Annotated in this window: 15 protein-coding genes; 13 read left to right on the forward strand and 2 right to left on the reverse strand. The window is 74.3% G+C overall.

The annotated features are described in order from the left end of the window. Positions 1-43: 43 nt before the first annotated feature. Genes BLV02_RS08360 through BLV02_RS08385 form a run of 6 tightly spaced genes read left to right on the forward strand, consistent with a single transcriptional unit; the run spans position 44 to position 7,138 of the window. Positions 44-1,042 carry a Gfo/Idh/MocA family protein gene (locus BLV02_RS08360; RefSeq protein ID WP_069110945.1) on the forward strand — a complete coding sequence of 333 codons (999 nt, stop codon included), beginning with the start codon at positions 44-46 and terminating at the stop codon, positions 1,040-1,042. Next, on the forward strand, positions 1,039-2,004 hold the full coding sequence (gene iolC / locus BLV02_RS08365) for a 5-dehydro-2-deoxygluconokinase (protein WP_216094154.1): 966 nt from the start codon (positions 1,039-1,041) through the stop codon (positions 2,002-2,004). The genes BLV02_RS08360 and iolC overlap by 4 nt, the downstream gene beginning before the upstream one ends. After that, a complete protein-coding gene (locus tag BLV02_RS08370; RefSeq protein ID WP_069110944.1) occupies positions 1,994-2,884 on the forward strand; it encodes a Cgl0159 family (beta/alpha)8-fold protein in 891 nt (296 codons plus the stop codon). The genes iolC and BLV02_RS08370 overlap by 11 nt, the downstream gene beginning before the upstream one ends. Then, positions 2,881-3,744 carry a 5-deoxy-glucuronate isomerase gene (gene iolB / locus BLV02_RS08375; protein ID WP_069110943.1) on the forward strand — a complete coding sequence of 288 codons (864 nt, stop codon included), beginning with the start codon at positions 2,881-2,883 and terminating at the stop codon, positions 3,742-3,744. The genes BLV02_RS08370 and iolB overlap by 4 nt, the downstream gene beginning before the upstream one ends. After that, positions 3,741-5,645, forward strand: coding sequence for a 3D-(3,5/4)-trihydroxycyclohexane-1,2-dione acylhydrolase (decyclizing) (gene iolD, locus BLV02_RS08380; protein ID WP_069110942.1), 1,905 nt, complete (start codon positions 3,741-3,743; stop codon positions 5,643-5,645). Before iolB ends, iolD begins: the two co-directional genes overlap by 4 nt. Continuing rightward, entirely contained in the window at positions 5,642-7,138 is a 1,497-nt protein-coding gene (locus BLV02_RS08385; protein WP_069110941.1) for a CoA-acylating methylmalonate-semialdehyde dehydrogenase, read from the forward strand. Before iolD ends, BLV02_RS08385 begins: the two co-directional genes overlap by 4 nt. 140 nt (positions 7,139-7,278) lie before the next feature. Here BLV02_RS08385 and BLV02_RS08390 read toward each other — a convergent pair whose 3' ends face one another. Continuing rightward, positions 7,279-9,555 (reverse strand): Ig-like domain-containing protein, encoded by a 2,277-nt coding sequence (locus tag BLV02_RS08390; RefSeq protein ID WP_069110940.1) that lies wholly within the window; start codon positions 9,553-9,555, stop codon positions 7,279-7,281. Between the two features lie 123 nt (positions 9,556-9,678). Between BLV02_RS08390 and BLV02_RS08395 the strand changes: the two genes are divergently transcribed. From BLV02_RS08395 to BLV02_RS08410, 4 genes are read left to right on the forward strand one after another with little or no spacing between them, the layout of a single operon-like run. After that, positions 9,679-10,461 (forward strand): glucosamine-6-phosphate deaminase, encoded by a 783-nt coding sequence (locus tag BLV02_RS08395; protein ID WP_069110939.1) that lies wholly within the window; start codon positions 9,679-9,681, stop codon positions 10,459-10,461. Positions 10,462-10,495: 34 nt separating this feature from the next. After that, positions 10,496-11,677 carry an N-acetylglucosamine-6-phosphate deacetylase gene (locus BLV02_RS08400; protein ID WP_069110938.1) on the forward strand — a complete coding sequence of 394 codons (1,182 nt, stop codon included), beginning with the start codon at positions 10,496-10,498 and terminating at the stop codon, positions 11,675-11,677. After that, positions 11,674-13,182: a UxaA family hydrolase gene (locus BLV02_RS08405; RefSeq protein ID WP_069110937.1), complete on the forward strand. Its 1,509-nt coding sequence runs from the start codon at positions 11,674-11,676 to the stop codon at positions 13,180-13,182. The genes BLV02_RS08400 and BLV02_RS08405 overlap by 4 nt, the downstream gene beginning before the upstream one ends. Then, entirely contained in the window at positions 13,158-14,600 is a 1,443-nt protein-coding gene (locus tag BLV02_RS08410) for a mannitol dehydrogenase family protein (protein WP_074946229.1), read from the forward strand. Before BLV02_RS08405 ends, BLV02_RS08410 begins: the two co-directional genes overlap by 25 nt. A gap of 250 nt (positions 14,601-14,850) precedes the next feature. Here BLV02_RS08410 and BLV02_RS08415 read toward each other — a convergent pair whose 3' ends face one another. Continuing rightward, positions 14,851-15,840: a LacI family DNA-binding transcriptional regulator gene (locus BLV02_RS08415; protein WP_069110936.1), complete on the reverse strand. Its 990-nt coding sequence runs from the start codon at positions 15,838-15,840 to the stop codon at positions 14,851-14,853. 156 nt (positions 15,841-15,996) lie between these two features. Between BLV02_RS08415 and BLV02_RS08420 the strand changes: the two genes are divergently transcribed. The 3 genes from BLV02_RS08420 to BLV02_RS08430 are packed head-to-tail and all read left to right on the forward strand — an operon-like array spanning position 15,997 to position 19,036. Further along, positions 15,997-17,217 (forward strand): Gfo/Idh/MocA family protein, encoded by a 1,221-nt coding sequence (locus tag BLV02_RS08420; protein ID WP_069110935.1) that lies wholly within the window; start codon positions 15,997-15,999, stop codon positions 17,215-17,217. Continuing rightward, positions 17,214-17,945, forward strand: a complete 732-nt coding sequence (locus tag BLV02_RS08425; protein ID WP_069110934.1) for a sugar phosphate isomerase/epimerase family protein — start codon at positions 17,214-17,216, stop codon at positions 17,943-17,945. The genes BLV02_RS08420 and BLV02_RS08425 overlap by 4 nt, the downstream gene beginning before the upstream one ends. Then, a complete protein-coding gene (locus tag BLV02_RS08430; RefSeq protein ID WP_141711526.1) occupies positions 17,942-19,036 on the forward strand; it encodes a Gfo/Idh/MocA family protein in 1,095 nt (364 codons plus the stop codon). Before BLV02_RS08425 ends, BLV02_RS08430 begins: the two co-directional genes overlap by 4 nt. Positions 19,037-19,178 lie beyond the last annotated feature (142 nt).

The raw sequence follows: 19,178 nt of genomic DNA on the forward strand, positions 1-19,178 counted from the left end.
TCAGTATGTTAGTTTGTCTAGACAAAGTCTGGAGGGAGCGCGCATGCGTGTGGGGTTCGTCGGGGTCGGCCGCATCGGGGCGGCGCACGCGCAGGTGGTGCGCGACCATCCGGCGGTGACGGCGGTGCGGGTGGCCGACGCCGACCCGGTCCGGGCCGGCAAGGTCGCCGCCGAGCTGGGCGTCGAGGCCGTCGCCACGCCGGCCGAGGCGTTCACGGACGTCGACGCGGTCGTCATCGCGGCCGCGACGTCGGCGCACGCCGAGCTGATGATCGCCGCCGCCGAAGCCGGGCTGCCGGTGTTCTGCGAGAAGCCGGTCGCCCCCGACGTCGCCGGGACGCGCGCCGTCCTGGCCGCGGTCGAGGCCGCGGGCGTCGCGACGCAGATCGGGTTCCAGCGCCGGTTCGACGCCGGCTACACCGCCGCCCGCGAGGCGGTGCGGACGGGCGCGCTCGGCGAGGTCCGCCGGCTGCACCTCATCACCGCCGACGCCGAGCCGCCGCACCCGTCGTACGTCCCGACCTCCGGCGGCATCTACCGCGACTGCCACATCCACGACTTCGACATCCTGCGCTGGGTCACCGGCCGCGAGGTCACCACGGTGTACGCGACCGGCGCCAACCGCGGCGCCGAGGTCTTCGCCGCCAGCGGCGACGTCGACGAGTCGGCGGCCGTGCTGACGCTCGACGACGGCACGCTGGCGACGCTGCAGGGCTCGCGCTACAACGGCGCCGGCTACGACGTGCGCATGGAGGTCGCCGGCACCGCCGGCACCCATGTCGTCGGGCTGGACGAGCACGCCGCGCTGACCTCCGCCGAGCCCGGCGTCACGTTCCCCGGCGGCACGCCGTTCCGCGAGTTCTGGTCCCGGTTCCGGCCCGCCTACGAGGCCGAGATCGCCGCGTTCGTCGACGTCGCCCGCGGCGAGCGGGAGAGCCCGTGCACCGTCGCCGACGCGCTGGAGAGCTTCTACGTCGCCGAGGCGGCGACGCTCTCGCGCACCGAAGGCCGCGTCGTCAGGATTGCTGAGGTGAAGGTGTGAACTTCGAAGTGCTGACCATCGGCCGCGTCGGCGTCGACATCTATCCTGAGATACCCCCGGGCCAGGCAGGCGTCGGCCTCGACGACGCCACCACGTTCACAAAATACCTCGGCGGCTCCGCCACCAACGTCGCCGTCGCCGCCGCGCGGCACGGCCGCCGTTCCGCCGTCATCACCCGCACCGGCGCCGACCCGCTCGGCCGCTTCGTGCACAAGGCGCTGACGGGGTACGGCGTCGACGACCGCTTCGTGACGGCCGTCGACGACCTCGCGACGCCGGTGACGCTGTGCGAGATCTTCCCGCCGGACGACTTCCCGATCTACTTCTACGGCCGCACGCCGACGGCGCCGGACCTGCAGGTCCACGCCGACGAGCTGGACCTCGACGCCGTCCGCGAGGCCGGCATCTTCTGGGCGACGGTCACCGGGCTGTGCCAGGAGCCGAGCCGGTCGGCCACGCTGGCCGCGCTGGAGGCGCGCGGGCGGCGCGGCATCACCGTCCTCGACCTCGACTGGCGGCCGATGTTCTGGGAGTCGCGCGAGGCCGCCCGGCCGGTCGTCCAGGAGGCGCTGCGGCACGTCACGCACGCCGTCGGCAACGTCGACGAGGCCGAGACGGCGGTCGGCACCCGCGATCCGCACGCCGCGGCGAAGGCGCTGCGCGAGGAGCACGGCGTCGCCGCCGCCGTCGTCAAGCAGGGCCCGAAGGGCGTCCTCGCGGTCGACGACACCGGCGAGCACGAGGTCGCGCCGATCCTCGTCGACGTGCTCAACGGTCTCGGCGCCGGCGACGCGTTCGGCGGTGCGCTGTGCCATCAGCTGCTCGACGGGCGCAGCCTCGGCGAGGCCGTGCGGTTCGCCAACGCGGCCGGCGCGATCGTCGCGACCCGCCTGGCCTGCTCCGACGCCATGCCGACGACGGCCGAGGTGGCCGCGTTCCTGGAGGCCGCAGATGTCCGCTGACCAGCTGCGCGCGATCGTCGAGACGCGCATCCACCGGCCGGAGGCGATCGCCGCGGCGGCCGCCGCCCGCAAGCGACCGGCGTCGCTGCTCGGCCCGACCGGCAAGCTCATGGTCATCGCGGCCGACCACCCGGCCCGCGGCGCCCTGCGGGCCGGACGCGACGCGCTGGCGATGGCCGACCGTGGCGAGCTGCTGGACCGCCTGGTCGTCGCGCTGAGCCGGCCCGGCGTCAACGGCGTGCTCGCGACCGCCGACGTGCTCGAGGACCTGCTGCTGCTCGGCGCCCTGGACGACAAGGTCGTGGTCGGCTCGATGAACCGCGGCGGCCTGGCCGGCACGGTCTTCGAGATCGACGACCGCTTCACCGGCTACGACGCCGGTGGCCTCGACGCCATGGGCTTCGAGATGGGCAAGATGCTGCTGCGCATCGACCCCGGCGATCCGGCGACGGCGCCGACGCTGCAGGCCTGCGGGCACGCCATCGACGACCTCGCCGAGCGCCGGAAGATCGCGCTGGTCGAGCCGTTCATCTCCTACCGCGACGACGACGGCCGGCTGCGCAACGACCTCTCCACCGAGGCGGTCGTCCGGTCGGTGGCGGTCGCGGCCGGGCTCGGCAACACGTCGGCCTACACCTGGCTGAAGCTGCCCGTCGTCGACGACGACCCGGCCGGCATGGAGCGGGTGCTGGCGGCGTCGACGCTGCCGGCGGTGCTGCTCGGCGGCGAGGTCCCGGACGACCCGGACGCCGCGTTCCGGCAGTGGGAGAAGGTGCTGCGGCTGCCGACGGCGCTCGGCCTGGTGGTCGGGCGGTCGCTGCTGTACCCGCCGGACGGCGACGTGGAGGCGGCGGTCGACACGGCGGTGAGCCTGCTATGAGCTGGTACCACCCGGCCGGGACCGCCGCGCGCGGCCCCTACGCCGTCGAGCTGAGCCCGTCGACCGTCGAGGGCTGGCGGTGGACGTCGCTGCGGGTGCTCGAGCTGGGCCCGGGGGAGTCGCACACGTTCGAGACCGGCGCCGAGGAGCTGTTCGTGCTGCCGCTCAGCGGCGGCGGCACCGTCGACGCCGACGGGCAGCGGTTCGAGCTGACCGGCCGTCCCGACGTGTTCAGCGGCCCGTCCGACACCGTCTACGTGCCGCGGGACGCGACGGTGACCGTCACCGCCGCCGCCCGGGCCCGGTTCGCGCTGCCGGCCGCGCCCTGCACGAACCGGCTGGCCGCCCGCTACCTGCCCGCGAGCGACGTCGCCGTCGAGATCCGCGGCGCCGGCAGCTCCACCCGTCAGGTGCACAACTTCGGCTCGGCCGGCACGTTCGACGCGGACCGGCTGATCGCCGTCGAGGTCGTGACGCCGGCCGGCAACTGGTCGTCGTACCCGCCGCACAAGCACGACGAGGACCTCCCCGGCGTCGAGTCGGAGCTGGAGGAGATCTACTACTTCGAGGTCAGTGACCCGGCCGGGTTCGGCTACCACCGCGTCTACGGCACCGACGACCGGCCGATCGACGTGCTGGCCGAGGTGCGCTCCGGCGATGTCGTGCTGGTGCCGCACGGCTGGCACGGCCCGTCCGTCGCCGCGCCCGGGTACCACCTGTACTACCTGAACGTCATGGCCGGTCCGGGCGCCACCCGCGAGTGGCTGATCAGCGACGACCCGGCGCACGCCTGGGTCCGCGACGAGTGGGCGGCGCAGGCGCCCGACCCGCGTCTGCCCATGGGGAGGGAGCAGCGATGAGGCTGACGGTCGCGCAGGCCACGGTCCGGTTCCTGGCCGCGCAGTTCACCGAGCGCGACGGCGCCGAGCACCGGCTGATCGAGGGCTGCTTCGGCATCTTCGGGCACGGCAACGTGGCCGGCCTCGGCCAGGCGCTGCTGGAGGCCGAGCTGGCCGACCCCGGCGCGCTGCCGTACCACCAGGCCCGCAACGAGCAGGGCATGGTGCACGCGGCGGTCGGCTACGCCCGCATGCGCAACCGGCTGTCGACGCTGGCCTGCACGTCGTCGATCGGCCCGGGTGCGACGAACATGGTCACCGGCGCCGCGCTGGCGACGATCAACCGGCTGCCGGTGCTGCTGCTGCCCGGCGACGTGTTCGCCACGCGGGTCGCCGACCCCGTCCTGCAGCAGCTGGAGCAGCCGCACGCGCCGGACGTCACCGTCAACGACACGTTCCGGCCGGTGTCGCGCTACTTCGACCGCGTCTGGCGGCCCGAGCAGCTGCCGTCGGCGCTCCTCGGCGCCATGCGGGTGCTCACCGACCCGGCCGAGACCGGCGCCGTCACGGTGGCGATGCCGCAGGACGTGCAGGCCGAGGCGTTCGACTGGCCGGCCGAGCTGTTCGCGAAGCGGGTCTGGCACGTGCCGCGGGCCGTCCCGGAGCCGGCCGCGCTGGCCCGCGCCGCCGCGCTGGTGCGCGGGGCGAAGCGGCCGCTGATCGTCGCCGGCGGCGGCGTCATCTACAGCGAGGCGACCGACGCGCTGCGGGCGTTCGCCGAGGCCACCGGCATCCCCGTGGCCGAGACGCAGGCCGGCAAGGGCAGCCTGCCGTACGACCACCCGCTCGCGCTCGGCGCCGTCGGCGCCACCGGCACGCCCGGCGCCAACCGGTTCGCCCGCGAGGCCGACGTCGTCATCGGCATCGGCACCCGCTACAGCGACTTCACGACCGCGTCGCGGACGGCGTTCCAGGACCCCGGCGTGCGGTTCGTCAACGTCAACGTCACCGGGTTCGACGGCGCCAAGCACGCCGGACTGCCGCTGGTGGCCGACGCCCGGGCCGCGCTCGAGGCGTTGACGTCCGAGCTGGCCGGCTGGTCGGTCGCGGCCGCCCACCGCGAGGCCGCGGCCGCCGCGAACCGCGAGTGGGACGCCGTCGTCACCGCCGCCTACGGCGCCGGCCACCGGCCGCTGCCCGCGCAGACCGAGGTCGTCGGCGCCGTCAACGAGGTCAGCGGGCCGCGCGACGTCGTCGTCAACGCGGCCGGCTCGATGCCCGGCGAGCTGCACAAGCTGTGGCGCACCCGCGACCCGAAGGGCTACCACGTCGAGTACGGCTTCTCGACCATGGGCTACGAGATCGCCGCGGGCGTCGGCGTGCGCATGGCGGCGCCGGACCGCGACGTGTTCGTCATGGTCGGCGACGGCTCCTACCTGATGATGGCGCAGGAGCTGGTGACCGCCGTCCAGGAGCGCATCAAGGTCGTCGTCGTGCTGGTGCAGAACCACGGGTTCGCGTCCATCGGCTCGCTGTCCGAGTCGCTCGGGTCGCAGCGGTTCGGCACCGCCTACCGGTACCGGTCCGGCGAGAGCGGCCGGCTCGACGGCGGCGTGCTGCCGGTCGACCTCGCCGCCAACGCGGCCAGCCTGGGTGTCACCGTCGTCCGGGTCGCGACGGTGGACGAGCTGCGCGCGGCGCTGCGCGACGCGAAGGCCGCACCGGCCGACGGCGGCCCGATCCTGATCCACGTCGAGACCGACCCGCTGGCTGGCGCGCCGGACAGCGACTCCTGGTGGGACGTCCCCGTCAGCGAGACGGCGGCCCTGGACACCACCCGCGCGGCGCGCGCGGCGTACGAGCGGCAGAAGAAGGCGCAACGCCCCCTGGTGGGACGGCAGACGGAGGAGAACGACGCATGAGGACCATCGAGCACTGGATCGACGGAGCCACGACGCGGGCCGGGTCGACCCGCACCGCGCCGGTGTGGAACCCGGCCACCGGGCAGCAGCAGGCCGAGGTGCTGCTCGCCGAGCCGTCCGACGTCGATCTGGCGGTCGCCGCCGCGGCGAAGGCGTTCGAGAGCTGGTCGCAGACGTCGCTCACCAGGCGCACCAAGGTGCTGTTCGCGTTCCGCGAGCTGGTGACCCGGCACGCGCGGGAGTTGGCCGAGATCATCGCCGACGAGCACGGCAAGGTCGTTTCCGACGCGCTCGGCGAGGTGCAGCGCGGCATCGAGGTCATCGAGTTCGCCTGCGGCATCCCGCACCTGCTCAAGGGCGAGTACTCCGACCAGGTCTCCACCGGCGTCGACGTGTACGGCTTCCGCGAGCCGCTCGGCGTGGTCGCCGGCATCACCCCGTTCAACTTCCCGGTCATGGTGCCGATGTGGATGCACCCGGTCGCCATCGCCTGCGGCAACGCGTTCGTGCTCAAGCCGAGCGAGCGGGACCCGTCGGCGTCGCAGCTGGTGGCCCGGCTGTGGGCCGAGGCGGGGCTGCCGGACGGCGTCTTCAGCGTCGTCAACGGCGACAAGTCCGCCGTCGACGCGCTGCTGGACCACCCCGACGTCGCCGCCGTCTCGTTCGTCGGCTCGACCCCGATCGCCAAGTACATCCATCAGCGGGCCAGCGCCAACGGCAAGCGCGTGCAGGCCCTCGGCGGCGCCAAGAACCACGCCGTCGTGCTGCCCGACGCCGACCTCGACTTCGCCTCGGACCACCTGATCGCGGCGGCGATGGGCTCGGCGGGGGAGCGGTGCATGGCCATCTCGGCGGCGGTCGCGGTGGGCGCCGGCGCGGACCGGCTGGTCGAGGCGGTGGCGGCCAAGGCGGCCGCCGTCCGCGTCGGGCCCGGCCGCGACGAGGCCAGCGAGATGGGCCCGGTCGTCACGGCCGCCGCGCGCGACCGGATCACCGGCTACATCGACGGCGGCGAGCGGCAGGGCGCCGAGGTCACCGTCGACGGGCGCGGGCTGGTCGTGCCCGGCCACGAGGACGGCTTCTTCGTCGGCCCCACCGTCCTCGACCACGTCACCCCGTCGATGGACGTCTACCGCGACGAGATCTTCGGCCCGGTGCTGTCCGTCGTCCGGGCCGACGACGTCGACGCGGCGATCGCGCTGATCAACGCGAACCCGTACGGCAACGGCACCGCCATCTTCACCGGCTCCGGCGAGGCGGCGCGGCGGTTCCAGCGGGGCGTCAAGGTCGGCATGATCGGCATCAACGTGCCGATCCCGGTCCCGATGGCCTACTACTCCTTCGGCGGCTGGAAGGACTCGCTGTTCGGCCAGTCGCACGTCCACGGCCCGGAGGGGATCGCCTTCTACACCCGCGCCAAGGTCGTGACGTCGCGCTGGCCGCGGGTCGACCACGCCGTCGCCGCCAGCTACTCCTTCCCGACGACGACCTGACGGAGCCCAGCAGTCGGCAGCGACGTGGAAGCATGCTGTCGCCACCGCGACGACGTGGAAGCTCGTTGCGCCGGGCTGGGACCACCTGACGGCGGCGGCCCGGCACGCCGGCCCGGGGGCGGGCGTGCCGGGGTCGTGCCTCAGCTCAGGGTGACCGCCCCGAACGTGGCCGTCGTGTAGCGGGCGTTGGCGGTGTTCTCCTGGTGGCCGTCGACGGCGAGGCCGAGGAAGGCGGACGGCGGCAGCGCGACGTCCGCGGCGCCGACCTCGTGCCACGTCACGCCATCGGGGGAGACGGCGCCGGTGACGGTGCCGCCGCGGCGGGTGAGGCGGACCCAGTACGGGGTGTCGATCGGCACCTCCTCGGGGACGGCCGGGTACTGGGTGACGACGGCCTCGGCGCCGCGCGCGGACCGGACCGAGAACCGCGACACCTTGCCGCTGCCCAGGTAGGTCAGCTCCATCATTGCGAACGGGGCCGACGGCGCGAGGTCGGCGCGGACCATCACCGCGGCGGCCACCTCCGGGTACACCTTGCTGATCGCGTCGATCCTGGCGACGATCTCGCAGTCGCCGTCACGGCGCTGGAACGCGAACCGGAAGCTGTCCGCCGTCGCGCCGATGGCGCCCGACCCCTTCACCGTCACCGCGTCGCCGGACACCGACGTGGCGCCGCGCACCGGCACCGAGCCGACGTCGGCGCCGACCCAGGGCGCGGTGCGGGTGATCCGGTTGACGTGCACCGGGGTGGACGTGGTCGAGGTGGCGTTGCCGTCGGTGTCGACGGCGCGGGCGGTGACGAAGTAGCTGCCGTCGGCGACACCGGCCCACTCGACGCGGTACGGGGCGTGCGTGGCGGTGCCGATCAGCTCGTCGCCGGCGTAGAACTCGACGCGGTCGATGGCGGCGCCGTGGCCGGTCGCGGACGCGTTCAGCACCACCCGGCCGGTCGCGCGCGCGGCCGCCACCAGCGCGTTCGTTCCCGGCTGCAGCAGCGTGACGGACGGGTTCGCCGACGCCGGGCCGCCGATGGAGTTCAGGTAGCGCTCCAGGTTCGTGTAGCCGTCGGCGCCGACGGTGTTGCGGTCGGCCGGGTCGTTCGGGTTCAGCCCGTTGGCCACCTCCCACGCGTCCGGGATGCCGTCGTGGTCGCTGTCGGCCGGCGCCGGGACGGACGCCAGCGACGGCCAGCCGCCCACCTCGGTCTGCGAGTTGATCAGCCGCCCGGTCCGCCGCCGCACGTCCTCGACCAGCCGGGCGTCGACGGAGTCGCGGCGCGGCAGGATCGCGCCGGCCTCGTTCAGCACCCGATCGAACGCGACGGTCGCCGCCTCGGCCGGCAGCGGCTGCGGGAACGGCACCGGCGAGGTGCGCAGCGTGATCGGCACGTCGCCGTCGATGCCGAGCGTGTTGTCGGCGGTCACCTCGGGCGAGCCGTCCATGTGGTTGTCCGCCACGTACCAGGTGCCCGGCCCGCCGAGCGTGCTCACCGTCGGCTCGACGATGCGGTCGCGCACCTCGGCCAGCGTGTCCGGCCCGGGCCGGTAGTAGTTGCCGATCATGTTGATGCCGGCGGAGTCCTCGCCGCCGTACGCGGAGTTGAAGCCCCAGTTGTAGATGACGTTGTTCTGGTGGTCGACGGTCAGCGCGTAGTCCGGCCCGGTGGCGTTGACCGGCGCGAACCGCGGGTTGCGGCTGGAGTTGTGGATGATCAGGTTGTGGTGGAACGACACGTTCTCGCCGCCCCAGATGCCGCCGTAGCCGTGCCGCCCCTCGGGGTTCACCGACATCGTCAGGCTCTCGCCGACGATGCACCACTGCACCGACACCCGGGTGTTCTCGTACGGCGACAGCGCCTCGTCCGTGCTCCACGTCAGCGAGCAGTGGTCCAGCACGACGTCGGCGGTGCGGCGGAACCACATCGCGTCCTCGGTGATCCCGGCGATGTCGCCCATGCGGCAGCGCAGGTACCGGACGACGACGTTCTGCCCGGCGATGCGGGTGGGGTAGCCGGCGATGCAGATGCCGTCGCCGGGCGCGGTCTGGCCGGCGACGGTGAGGTTCGAGCCGGTCATGTCCAGGCGCGAGTTGAGGTAGATGGTGCCGGAGACGCGGAAGACGACGGTGCGGTTGCTGCCCCGCACGCCCTCGCGCAGCGATCCCGGCCCGGAGTCGTTGAGATTGGTCACCTCGTAGACGTCGCCGCCGCGCCCGCCGGTCGTGTACATGCCGCAGCCCAGCGCGCCGGGGAACGCGGGGACCAGGGCGTCGGCGGTGCCGCGGCGGACGGCGGCGAACGCGGGTGAGCCGGCGACGAAAGCGCCGACGCCGGCGAGCGCGCCGGCCGCGGTGAAGGCGCGGCGGGTGAGGGTGTGGTTCTCCGTGCGGTCGGGGCGGGCATCCGGAAGGGAGCTCATCGATCCTCCAAGACCTGGGAGCGAGGTGGGTGCGGACGATACTGCAAGCGGTTGTGCATTTGTGTCAATACTTGCAGTAGGGTTGCAGCGACGTCGTCCAGCGATGCCCACAGGAGGGTCTCTGTGTCCGAACCGATCACCCAGTTCCAGGCCGGCGAGCTCGCGGTCGAGGTGCACCCCGGCACCGCCGAGATGGGCCAGGCGGCAGCGGAGCGCGCGGCCGCCGTCATCCGCGACGCCGTCGCCCGGACCGGCCGCGCCCGCGCCGTCTTCGCCACCGGCAACTCGCAGTTCGCGTTCGTCCAGGCGCTACGGTCGCAGGACGTCCCGTGGGACCGCGTGACCGCGTTCCACCTGGACGAATACGTCGGCATCGACGCCGATCACCCGGCCAGCTTCCGGCGCTGGATCCGCGAGCGCATCGAAGAGCCGTTCCAGCCCGAGAAGGTGCACTACATCGACGGCGACGCGCCCGACGCCGAGGCCGAGTGCCGGCGCTACGAGGACCTGCTGCGGGAGGCCCCGCTGGACCTCATCTGCATGGGCATCGGCGAGAACGGCCACATCGCGTTCAACGAGCCGAACGAGGCCGACTTCGCCGACCAGCGGCTGGCCCGGGTCATCACGCTGACGCCGGAGTCGCGCGCGCAGCAGGTCGGGGAGGGGCACTTCCCTGACGACGCCGCCGTGCCGGCCACCGCGATCTCGCTCACCGTGCCGGCGCTGCTGTCGGGCGCACAGGTGCTGGTCTGCACGCCGGACCAGCGCAAGGCGGCGGCGGTGGCGGCCGCGCTGCGCGACGAGATCAGCCCGGCCTGCCCCGCCACCATCCTGCGGACGGCCGGGCACGCGACACTGTTCCTCGACCCCGAGTCGGCCGGGCAGCTGGAGGTCCCGGTCGGCTGAGCACGATCCAAACGGTTGCTGAAAGGTGGCAGCGATGCTGGCGCTGACGCGCGCGACGGTGGTGAGCGACGGCCGGGTCGAACCGGACCGGACGGTGCTGGTCGACGGCGGCCGCATCGGCGCCGTCGGCGCCGGCCCCGTGCCGCCGGACGCCCAGGTCGTCGACGTCGGCGGCCGGGTCGTCACGCCGGGGCTGATCGACCTGCACGTGCACGGCGCCGCCGGCCACGCCTTCGATGACGCCGACGAGGCCGGGGTGACGGCGGTGCTGCGCCACCTCGCCGCGGCCGGCGTCACCAGCGTCCAGCTGAGCCTGGTGTCGGCGCCGGTGGACGTGCTGGCGGCGCGCATCGCGGCGCTGTCCGGCCTCGTCGCCGCAACGCCCGCCGACGCTGCCCGGGTGCTCGGCGTCCACCTGGAGGGCCCGTTCCTGGCGGCCGCCCAGTGCGGTGCGCACGATCCCGCCGTCCTGGTGCCGCCGAGCCCGCGCGACGTGGACGTGCTGCTGGAGCAGGCCGCGACGCTGCGGATGATCACGCTCGCGCCGGAGCTGCCCGGCGCCGTCGACGCCACGCGCCGGCTGGCCGCCGCGGGCGTCGTCGTCGCGGCCGGGCACAGCGACGCGACCGCGCGCCAGCTCGCCGAGGCGGCCGGCGCCGGGCTGACGCACGTCACCCACCTGTGGAGCGGCCAGTCCACCACCCGCCGCGAGGGGCCCTGGCGGATCCCCGGCCTGCTCGAGGGCGCGCTGGCCGCGGCGGACCTCACCGCGGAGGTCATCGCCGACGGCCGGCACCTCCCGCCCGAGCTGCTGGAGATCGCCCGGCGCTGCACCGGCGACCGCCTCGTCGTGGTCTCCGACGGCACCCCGGGCACCGGCATGCCCGCCGGGCACCGCTACCGGCTGGCCACCGTCGAGTGCGTCGTCGGCGACGGCGTCGGCATGGTGGCCGGCGCCGACGCGTTCGGCGGCAGCACCAGCACGCTGCCCGGCATGCTCGCCCACCTGCACGACGACCTCGGCTGGCCGCTCGCCGAGGTGGTCGAGCTGGCCACCGGCCGGCCCGCCGCCGTCGCCGGGCTGTCCGCGCGCCGCGGCGCCGTCGCCGCCGGCATGGACGCGGACCTGGCGATCTTCGACCCCGGCTTCCGGCCCTGGGCCACCGTGCTGCGTGGCCGCTGGCTGCCGGCATCACCATCTGGAGGACCCCTGTGACACCCGAACCCACCCGGCTGGTGCGGCTGCGCGCCGACGACTCCGTGGCGGTGACGCTCGACCCGCTGCCCGCGGGCACGCCGGTGCCCGGCACCGGGCTGGTCAGCCGCCAGCTCGTCCCGGCCGGCCACAAGGTCGCGCTGAGCGCCGTCGGCGCCGGGGCGCCGGTGCTCAAGTATGGCCAGGTCATCGGGCACGCGACCACGTCGATCGAACCCGGCGACCACGTGCACCTGCACAACCTCGGCTACCACGACACCGTCGACCAGGACGTCACGATCGGCGGCGGCGTCGTGCCCGAGCCGGTGCCCGCCGCGACCTTCCAGGGCATCGTCCGCGCCGACGGCCGGGTCGCCACCCGCAACTACGTCGGCATCATCACGTCGGTGAACTGCTCGGCCACCGTCGCCAAGCTGATCGCCGACCAGGTGCGGATGTCCGGACGGCTCGCGGCGCACCCGAGTGTCGACGGCATCGTCGCGATCACGCACGGCAGCGGCTGCGGCCTGGCGTCCGACGGCGAGGGCCTGGACCTGCTCAAGCGGACGCTGTCCGGCTACGCCGACCACCCGAACTTCGGTGCGCTGATCGTGCTCGGGCTGGGCTGCGAGGTGAACCAGATCGCCGAGCTGGACCTGCCCGAGCACACCCCGGTCGTCGGCATGACGATCCAGGAGGCCGGCGGCACCGCGGCCGCCGTCCGGGCCGGGGTGCAGGCCGTCGCCGACGTGCTGGATCGGCTGGACGTCCAGCGGCAGCCGGTGCCGGTGTCCGAGCTGGTGCTGGGCCTGAAGTGCGGCGGCTCCGACGGCTACTCCGGCATCACCGCGAACCCGGCGCTGGGCGTCGCCGCCGACCTGCTGATCGCGCAGGGCGGCACCGCCGTGCTGTGCGAGACGCCGGAGATCTACGGCGCCGAGCACCTGCTGGCCGCCCGGGCGGAGTCGCGCGAGGTGGCCGACGCGCTGCTGGCGCGCATCGCCTGGTGGCGCGAGTACACCGCCAAGCACGGTGGCAGCCTGGACAACAACCCGTCGCCGGGGAACAAGGAGGGCGGCATCACCACGATCCTGGAGAAGTCGCTCGGCGCGGTCGCGAAATCCGGCTCGACGCCCCTGCGCGCGGTGCGCCGGTTCGCCGAGCGCATCGACAGCCGCGGCCTGGTGTTCATGGACACCCCCGGCTACGACCCGGTCTCCGTCACCGGCATGGTGGCCGGCGGCGCGAACGTCGTCTGCTTCACCACCGGCCGCGGCTCGGTGTACGGCTGCAAGCCGGTGCCCAGCCTCAAGCTGGCCACCAACACCGCCGTCTACCAGCGCATGACCGAGGACATGGACCTCAACTGCGGCGTCGTCGCCGACGGTGGGATGAGCCTGGACGAGCTGGGCCGGCGCATCTTCGACGTCGTCGTCGCCACCGCGTCCGGACAGCAGACCGCCAGCGAGGCGCTCGGCTTCGGCGACGAGGAGTTCGCCCCGTGGCAGCTCGGCGCGGTGATGTGACGGTGCCGCAGCTGTCCCGGACGGCGCCCGCGCCTGCGCCAGGTGTCGTCCACCTCGGGGTCGGCGCGTTCCACCGCGCGCACCAGGCCGTCTACACCGACCGCGCGATGGCCGCGACCGGCGACCCGCGGTGGGGCATCGCCGAGGTGGCGCCGCGTTCGGCGGACGTCGTGGCGGCGCTGCGCCGGCAGGACGGGCTGTTCACGGTGCTGGAGCGGTCCGGCGACCGGGTGACGGCGGACGTCGTCGGCTCCGTGGCCGAGGCGTGGCACGCGCCGTCCGACTGGGCCGCGGTGGCCGCCCGGTTCGCCGACCCCGCGGTCACCGTCGTCACGCTGACCATCACCGAGAAGGGCTACCTGGCCGACCCCGTCACCGGCGCGCTGCTCGACGACGACGCCGTGCGCGCCGACGTCGCGGCGGTCGCGGCGGGGGAGCGGCCGCGGACCGGGCTCGGGCTGCTGGTCGCCGGGCTGCGCGGGCGCGTGGCGGCCGGCGCGGGTCCGGTGACGGTCTTGTCCTGCGACAACCTGGTCGGCAACGGCGCGCGGCTGGCCCGGCTGGTGGGGGAGTTCGCCGACCGGCTGCCGGGTTCGTCAGGCCGCGAGCTCGCGGCGTCGGCCCGGTTCCCGTCGTCGATGGTCGACCGCATCGTCCCCGCCACCACACCCGCCGACCGTGCCGACGCGGCCCGGCTGACCGGGTTCGCCGACGACGCGGTGGTGGCGGCCGAGCCGTTCACCCAGTGGGTCATCGAGGACGACTTCGCCGGCGAGCGACCCCCGTGGGACCTGGCCGGCGCGGAGCTGGTCGCCGACGTCGGGCCGCACGAGACGGCCAAGCTGCGGGTGCTGAACGCCGCGCACTCGATGATCGCCTACCTCGGCGCGCTGGCCGGGCACGAGACCATCGCCGCCGCCGTCGCCGACCCGGCGATCCGCCCGGCGGTCGAGGCGCTGCACCGCGACGTGCTGGCCACCATCGACGCGCCGCCCGGCTGGGACCTGCCCGACTACGCGGCGTCGGTGCTGCAGCGCTTCGCCAACCCGGCGCTCGGGCACCGCTGCGACCAGGTGGCGGCCGACGGCTCGCAGAAGCTGCCGGTCCGGGTGCTGCCGACGATCCTCGCCGCCCGCGCCGCCGGTCGTCCGTCCGGCGCCGCGACGCTGGTGGTGGCGGCGTGGCTGCGCTTCATCCTGGCCGGCCGCTCCGACGACGGCCGCCCGCTCACCGTCACCGATCCGGCCCGCGACGCCCTGCGGGCCGTCCTCCCGTCGGACGTCGCGCGGGTGCTGCGCACCGCCGCCGTCGTCCCGGACGAGCTCGCCGCCGACGACGCCTGGGTGGCCGACGTCGCCCGGTACCTGGACGAGCTGGCCCGGCACGGCGCCGCCGCGACCGCCGCCGCGCTCGCCTGACCCGCCCGCCCCAGCCTGTTGGTCATGGAGAAATCGGGGTTCCACTCGCCCGGAACCCCGATTTCCCCATGATCAACAGGGTGAGGGGCAGCGCGGGGAACTACGCCTAGCTGTGATGGTCAGGCAGGTTGTTCAGTCGGGTGACGGGTGGTGAGCCATGAAGGCCTGCTCGGAGGTGAGGCGGTTCCTCGGCGGCTCCACTCCAGCCCACGAGGCCTTCACCCATCTACCGCGACGGCGCGGGTGGTGGCTAGCGCTCGCGGACCGGGCTGGTCGAACTGCGCACGATCAGCCGGGTCTCCAGCTGGACGACGGACGGCTCGGCGTCGCCCGCGGTGTCGGCGAGGTCGAGGACGATGTCGACGGCGCGGGCGCCGGCCTCGGAGCCGGGCACGTGGATGGAGGTGAGCGTCGGGTAGGCCATGCCGGACATCGGGCTGTCGTCGATGCCGATGACGCTGATGTCCGGGCCGACCCGCACGCCGCGCTCGTTCAGCCGCGCCATCAGGCCGAGCGCGATCATGTCGTCGTAGGCGATGACGGCGGTGACGTCGGAGGCGTGCACGAGGTCGGCGGCGCGCACGCCGGCCTGGATCTGCGGCTCGAACGGGCCGAACTCGACGAGGTCGACGCCGTGCGCCGCGCACGCCTCGCGCACGGCGTTCTGCCGCTGCGTGTTCGACCACGAACGGCGCGGGCCGTTGAGGTAGCCGACCCGGCGGTGCCCGAGCGCGGTGAGGTGCTCGACCGCCTCGCGCATGCCCTCGGAGTCTTCGATGATGACGCTCGCCGCGCCCTTGACCTCGCGGTTCACGAACACGATGGGACGCAGCTCGGCCAGCTGGTCGAGGCGGTCGTCGGGGGTGCGCGGCGACACCACGACCAGGCCGTCGACCCGCTTGCGCATGACCCGGGCGCGCTGGATCTCGTCGGACGGGTGCTCGTCGACGTCGGCGATCAGCACCGTCTTGCCCTTGGCGCTGGCGCGCGCCTGCACCGCCTTGATGATGGGCGGGAAGAACGGGTTCGCGATGTCCGGCACGATCAGCCCGATGAGGTCGTTGCGCCCGGACGTCAGTGAGCGTGCCACCTGGTTCGGCACGTAGCCCATGTCCTGGGCGATCTTGCGCACGCGGTCGCGCGTGCGCGGGTTCACCTTGTCGGGATCGGACAGCGCGCGCGAGACCGTGGAGGCGGACAGGCCGGTGGCCCGCGCGATGTCGGCGAGCGTGACGCTCATCGGTGTCTCCTCCTGCGTGGTCGCGGGGTGCATCGTGCTGCAAACACGCCGAGCGTAGCGCACCCGAGCGAATTTGCGACACGTTCACACTGCATGTCGCCATGATCGTCAATGGTTCCTTGCGGCAACCGTTTGCGTCACGTAGCGTCCCTGGGCATGGCTGCTCCGTCAACCACTCCGAACCGTCCCGCCCTCGGCCCGGACGCGCCGCTGCGGCTCGGCGTCGTCGGCAACGGCAACCGCGGGATCATCGCGAAGACCGCCGCCGACCTGGACCCGTCGGCGCAGGTCGTCGCCGCCTGCGACCCGCTGCCGCGAGCCCGTGACCGCGCCGCGGAGCGGTTCGGACCCGGCGTCGCGGCCACCGCCACCGTCGACGAGCTGATCGGCGTCGGTGTCGACGCCGCGTTCGTCACGTCGCCGGACCACCTGCACGCCGAGCACGCGTGCGCCCTGCTCGAGGCCGGGGTCGCGGTGTTCGTCGACAAGCCGCTGGCGATCACCGTCGAGCAGGCCGACCAGATCCTCGCCACGGCGCGGCGCACCGGCAGCCGCCTGTACGTCGGGCACAACATGCGGCACATGCCGGTCATCAAGCTGCTGCGCGAGCTGATCGCCGACGGCCGCATCGGTGAGGTCAAGGCGATCTGGTGCCGCTACTTCGTCGGCGACGGCGGCGACCGGTTCTTCAAGGACTGGCACGCCGAGCGGTCCAAGGTGAACTCGCTGCTGCTGCAGAAGGGCGCGCACGACATCGACGTCATCCACTGGCTGGCCGGCGGGCACGCCAGCCGCGTCAGCGCGATGGGCGGGCTGACGGTGTACGGCCAGGTCGGCGACCGGACGGACCGCACCGGGCAGGTCGTCACCGAGTGGCTGGACCGCGAGCGCAACTGGCCGCCGCTGGCGCAGACCGGGCTGAACCCGGTGATCGACGTCGAGGACCTGTCGATGATGACGATGGCGCTGGACAACGGCGTGTACGCCACGTACTCCGAGTGCCACTACACACCGGACTACTGGCGCAACTACACGGTCATCGGCACCGAGGGCCGGCTGGAGAACTTCGGCCTCGGCCCCGGCGGCGTCGTGCGGCTGTGGAACCGGCGCACCGAGTTCGCGCCCGACGGCGACGAGACGTTCCCGATCCCTGAGGCGCCCGGCGGGCACCACGGCGCCGACCCGGCGCTGCTGCGCGAGTTCCTCCGGTTCGTCCGCGAGGGCGGGGCGACGCAGACCTCGCCGGTGGACGCGCGGGCCGCGGTCGCCGCGGCCGCGACGGCCACGACGTCGCTGCGCGCGGGCGGCGGGGCGCTGGACGTGCCGCCGCTGGACGCCGAGGTGCGGGCCTGGTTCGACGCCGGGCAGCCGGCATGAGCGCGCTGGTGGGCGCGCAGCTGTACTCGTTGCGCGAGTCCGGCGACCGGGCCGGCGCGTTCGCCGCGCTGGCCGCGGCCGGCATCGACGCCGTCGAGCCGTACGACCTGAGCGACGTGCCCGGCCTGCGCGCCGACGCCGAGCGGCACGGCCTCGCGATCCCGAGCGTCCACGCCCGCGACACCGACCCCGCCACGCTGGACCGGGTGGCCGCGCTGGGCGCGCACACACTGGTGATCCCGCGCTCGGAGCCGGAGGACTGGGCCGACGCCGACGGCATCCGCCGCGTCGGGGCCCGGCTGGCCGCGCGGCAGCAGCAGGCCGCCCGGGCCGGGCTCGCGCTGGCCTACCACAACCACTACTGGGAGCTGGCCACGTTGCCGGACGGGCGGCACGGCCTCGACGTCCTGGCCGCGTCGACGCCGCCGGAGGTGGGCTTCCAGGTGGACCTGTACTGGGCGCACGTCGGCGGCGCGGACGTCGCGGCGCTGCTCGAGCGGCTCGGCGACCGCGTCCGCTCCGTGCACGTCAAGGACGGTCCGGGCGACGTCGCCGCCGACCAGGTGGAGCTCGGCCACGGCACGCTGCCGGTGGCCGCCGTCCTGGCCGCGGCGCCACCCGGGGCCGCGCGGATCCTGGAGATCGACCGCTGCGCCGGGCCGGTGCTGGACCTGCTGGCCCGCAACCGGGCGGCTCTCGCCCGGCTCGACGAGGCAGTGGCGGCGTGAGCGCGCGCATCGGCATCGGCGTCGTCGGCTGCGGCACGATCAGCCGGACCTACCTGGAGAACCTGCCCCGTGTCCCCGGCTTCGACGTCGTGGCCTGCGGCGACCTGGACGTCGAGCGGGCCCGGGCGGCGGCGGACGCGGCCGGCGTGCCGCACGCGGGCGGTCCGGAGGACGTCATCGGCCGCCCGGACGTCGACATCGTCGTCAACCTCACCGTCCCCGCCGCGCACGCCGAGGTCGGCGTCGCCGCGCTCCGGGCCGGGCACCACGTCTACGGCGAGAAGCCGCTGGCGCGGTCGCGGGCCGAGGCGAACCTGCTGCTCGACGCCGCACGGCAGGCCGGGCGGCGTGTCGGCAGCGCGCCCGACACCTTCCTCGGCGCGGGGGTGCAGACCGCGCTGCGGCTGGTGCGTTCCGGCGCGATCGGCCGGCCGGTGTCGGCCATCGCCTGCTTCCAGGACCCCGGGCCGGACCGCTGGCATCCGGCGCCGGAGTTCCTGTTCGCGGCCGGCGCCGGTGCGCTGCTGGACATGGGCCCGTACTACCTGACGGCGCTGACGGTGCTGCTCGGGCCGGTGCGGCGGGTCGCGGCGATGGAGCGCGAGGGCCCGCCCGAACGCGTCGTCGTCAGCGGGCCGCGGGCCGGCACGCGGTTCGCCGCCGAGGTGCCGACGCACACCACGGCGGTGCTGGAGCTGGCCTCCGGCGCCGTCGCGACCACCGTCTTCAGCTTCGACTCGCCGCGCAAACGGCACGGATTCCTGGAGATCGGCGGCACCGAGGCCACGTTGCGGCTGCCAGACCCCAACCGCTTCGACGGCCCGCTGCGGCTCTGCCCGGCCGGCACCGACGACTGGCGGGACGTGCCCACCGAAGGTGCCCGCCTGGGCCGCGGGCTGGGCGTCGCGGAGCTGGCTGAGGCCATCGCGGCGGACCGCCCGCACCGGGCGAATGCCGAGGTCGCGGCGCATGTGCTGGACGTCGCGGCGGCCGTGACGGAGTCCGGGGCGCAGCGCCGCTTCGTCGACGTCAGGTCCGACTTCGCGGCGCAGGAGCCGCTCGATCCGGCCTGGGCGCCCGGGGAGGGGTGACATGGCCCCGAACCGGCCGCTGTTGCAATGAAACAGCAACCTGTTGCTATTGCGGCAACCGCTTGCGGTCGGTAGGTTCTCCCCAACGCTTCCGCGACCGGCGTTCCTGATCTGGGTGAACGCCTGACTCGCCGCGGCGCCG

The sequence above is a fragment of the Jiangella alba genome (assembly GCF_900106035.1).
Taxonomy (GTDB): domain Bacteria; phylum Actinomycetota; class Actinomycetes; order Jiangellales; family Jiangellaceae; genus Jiangella; species Jiangella alba.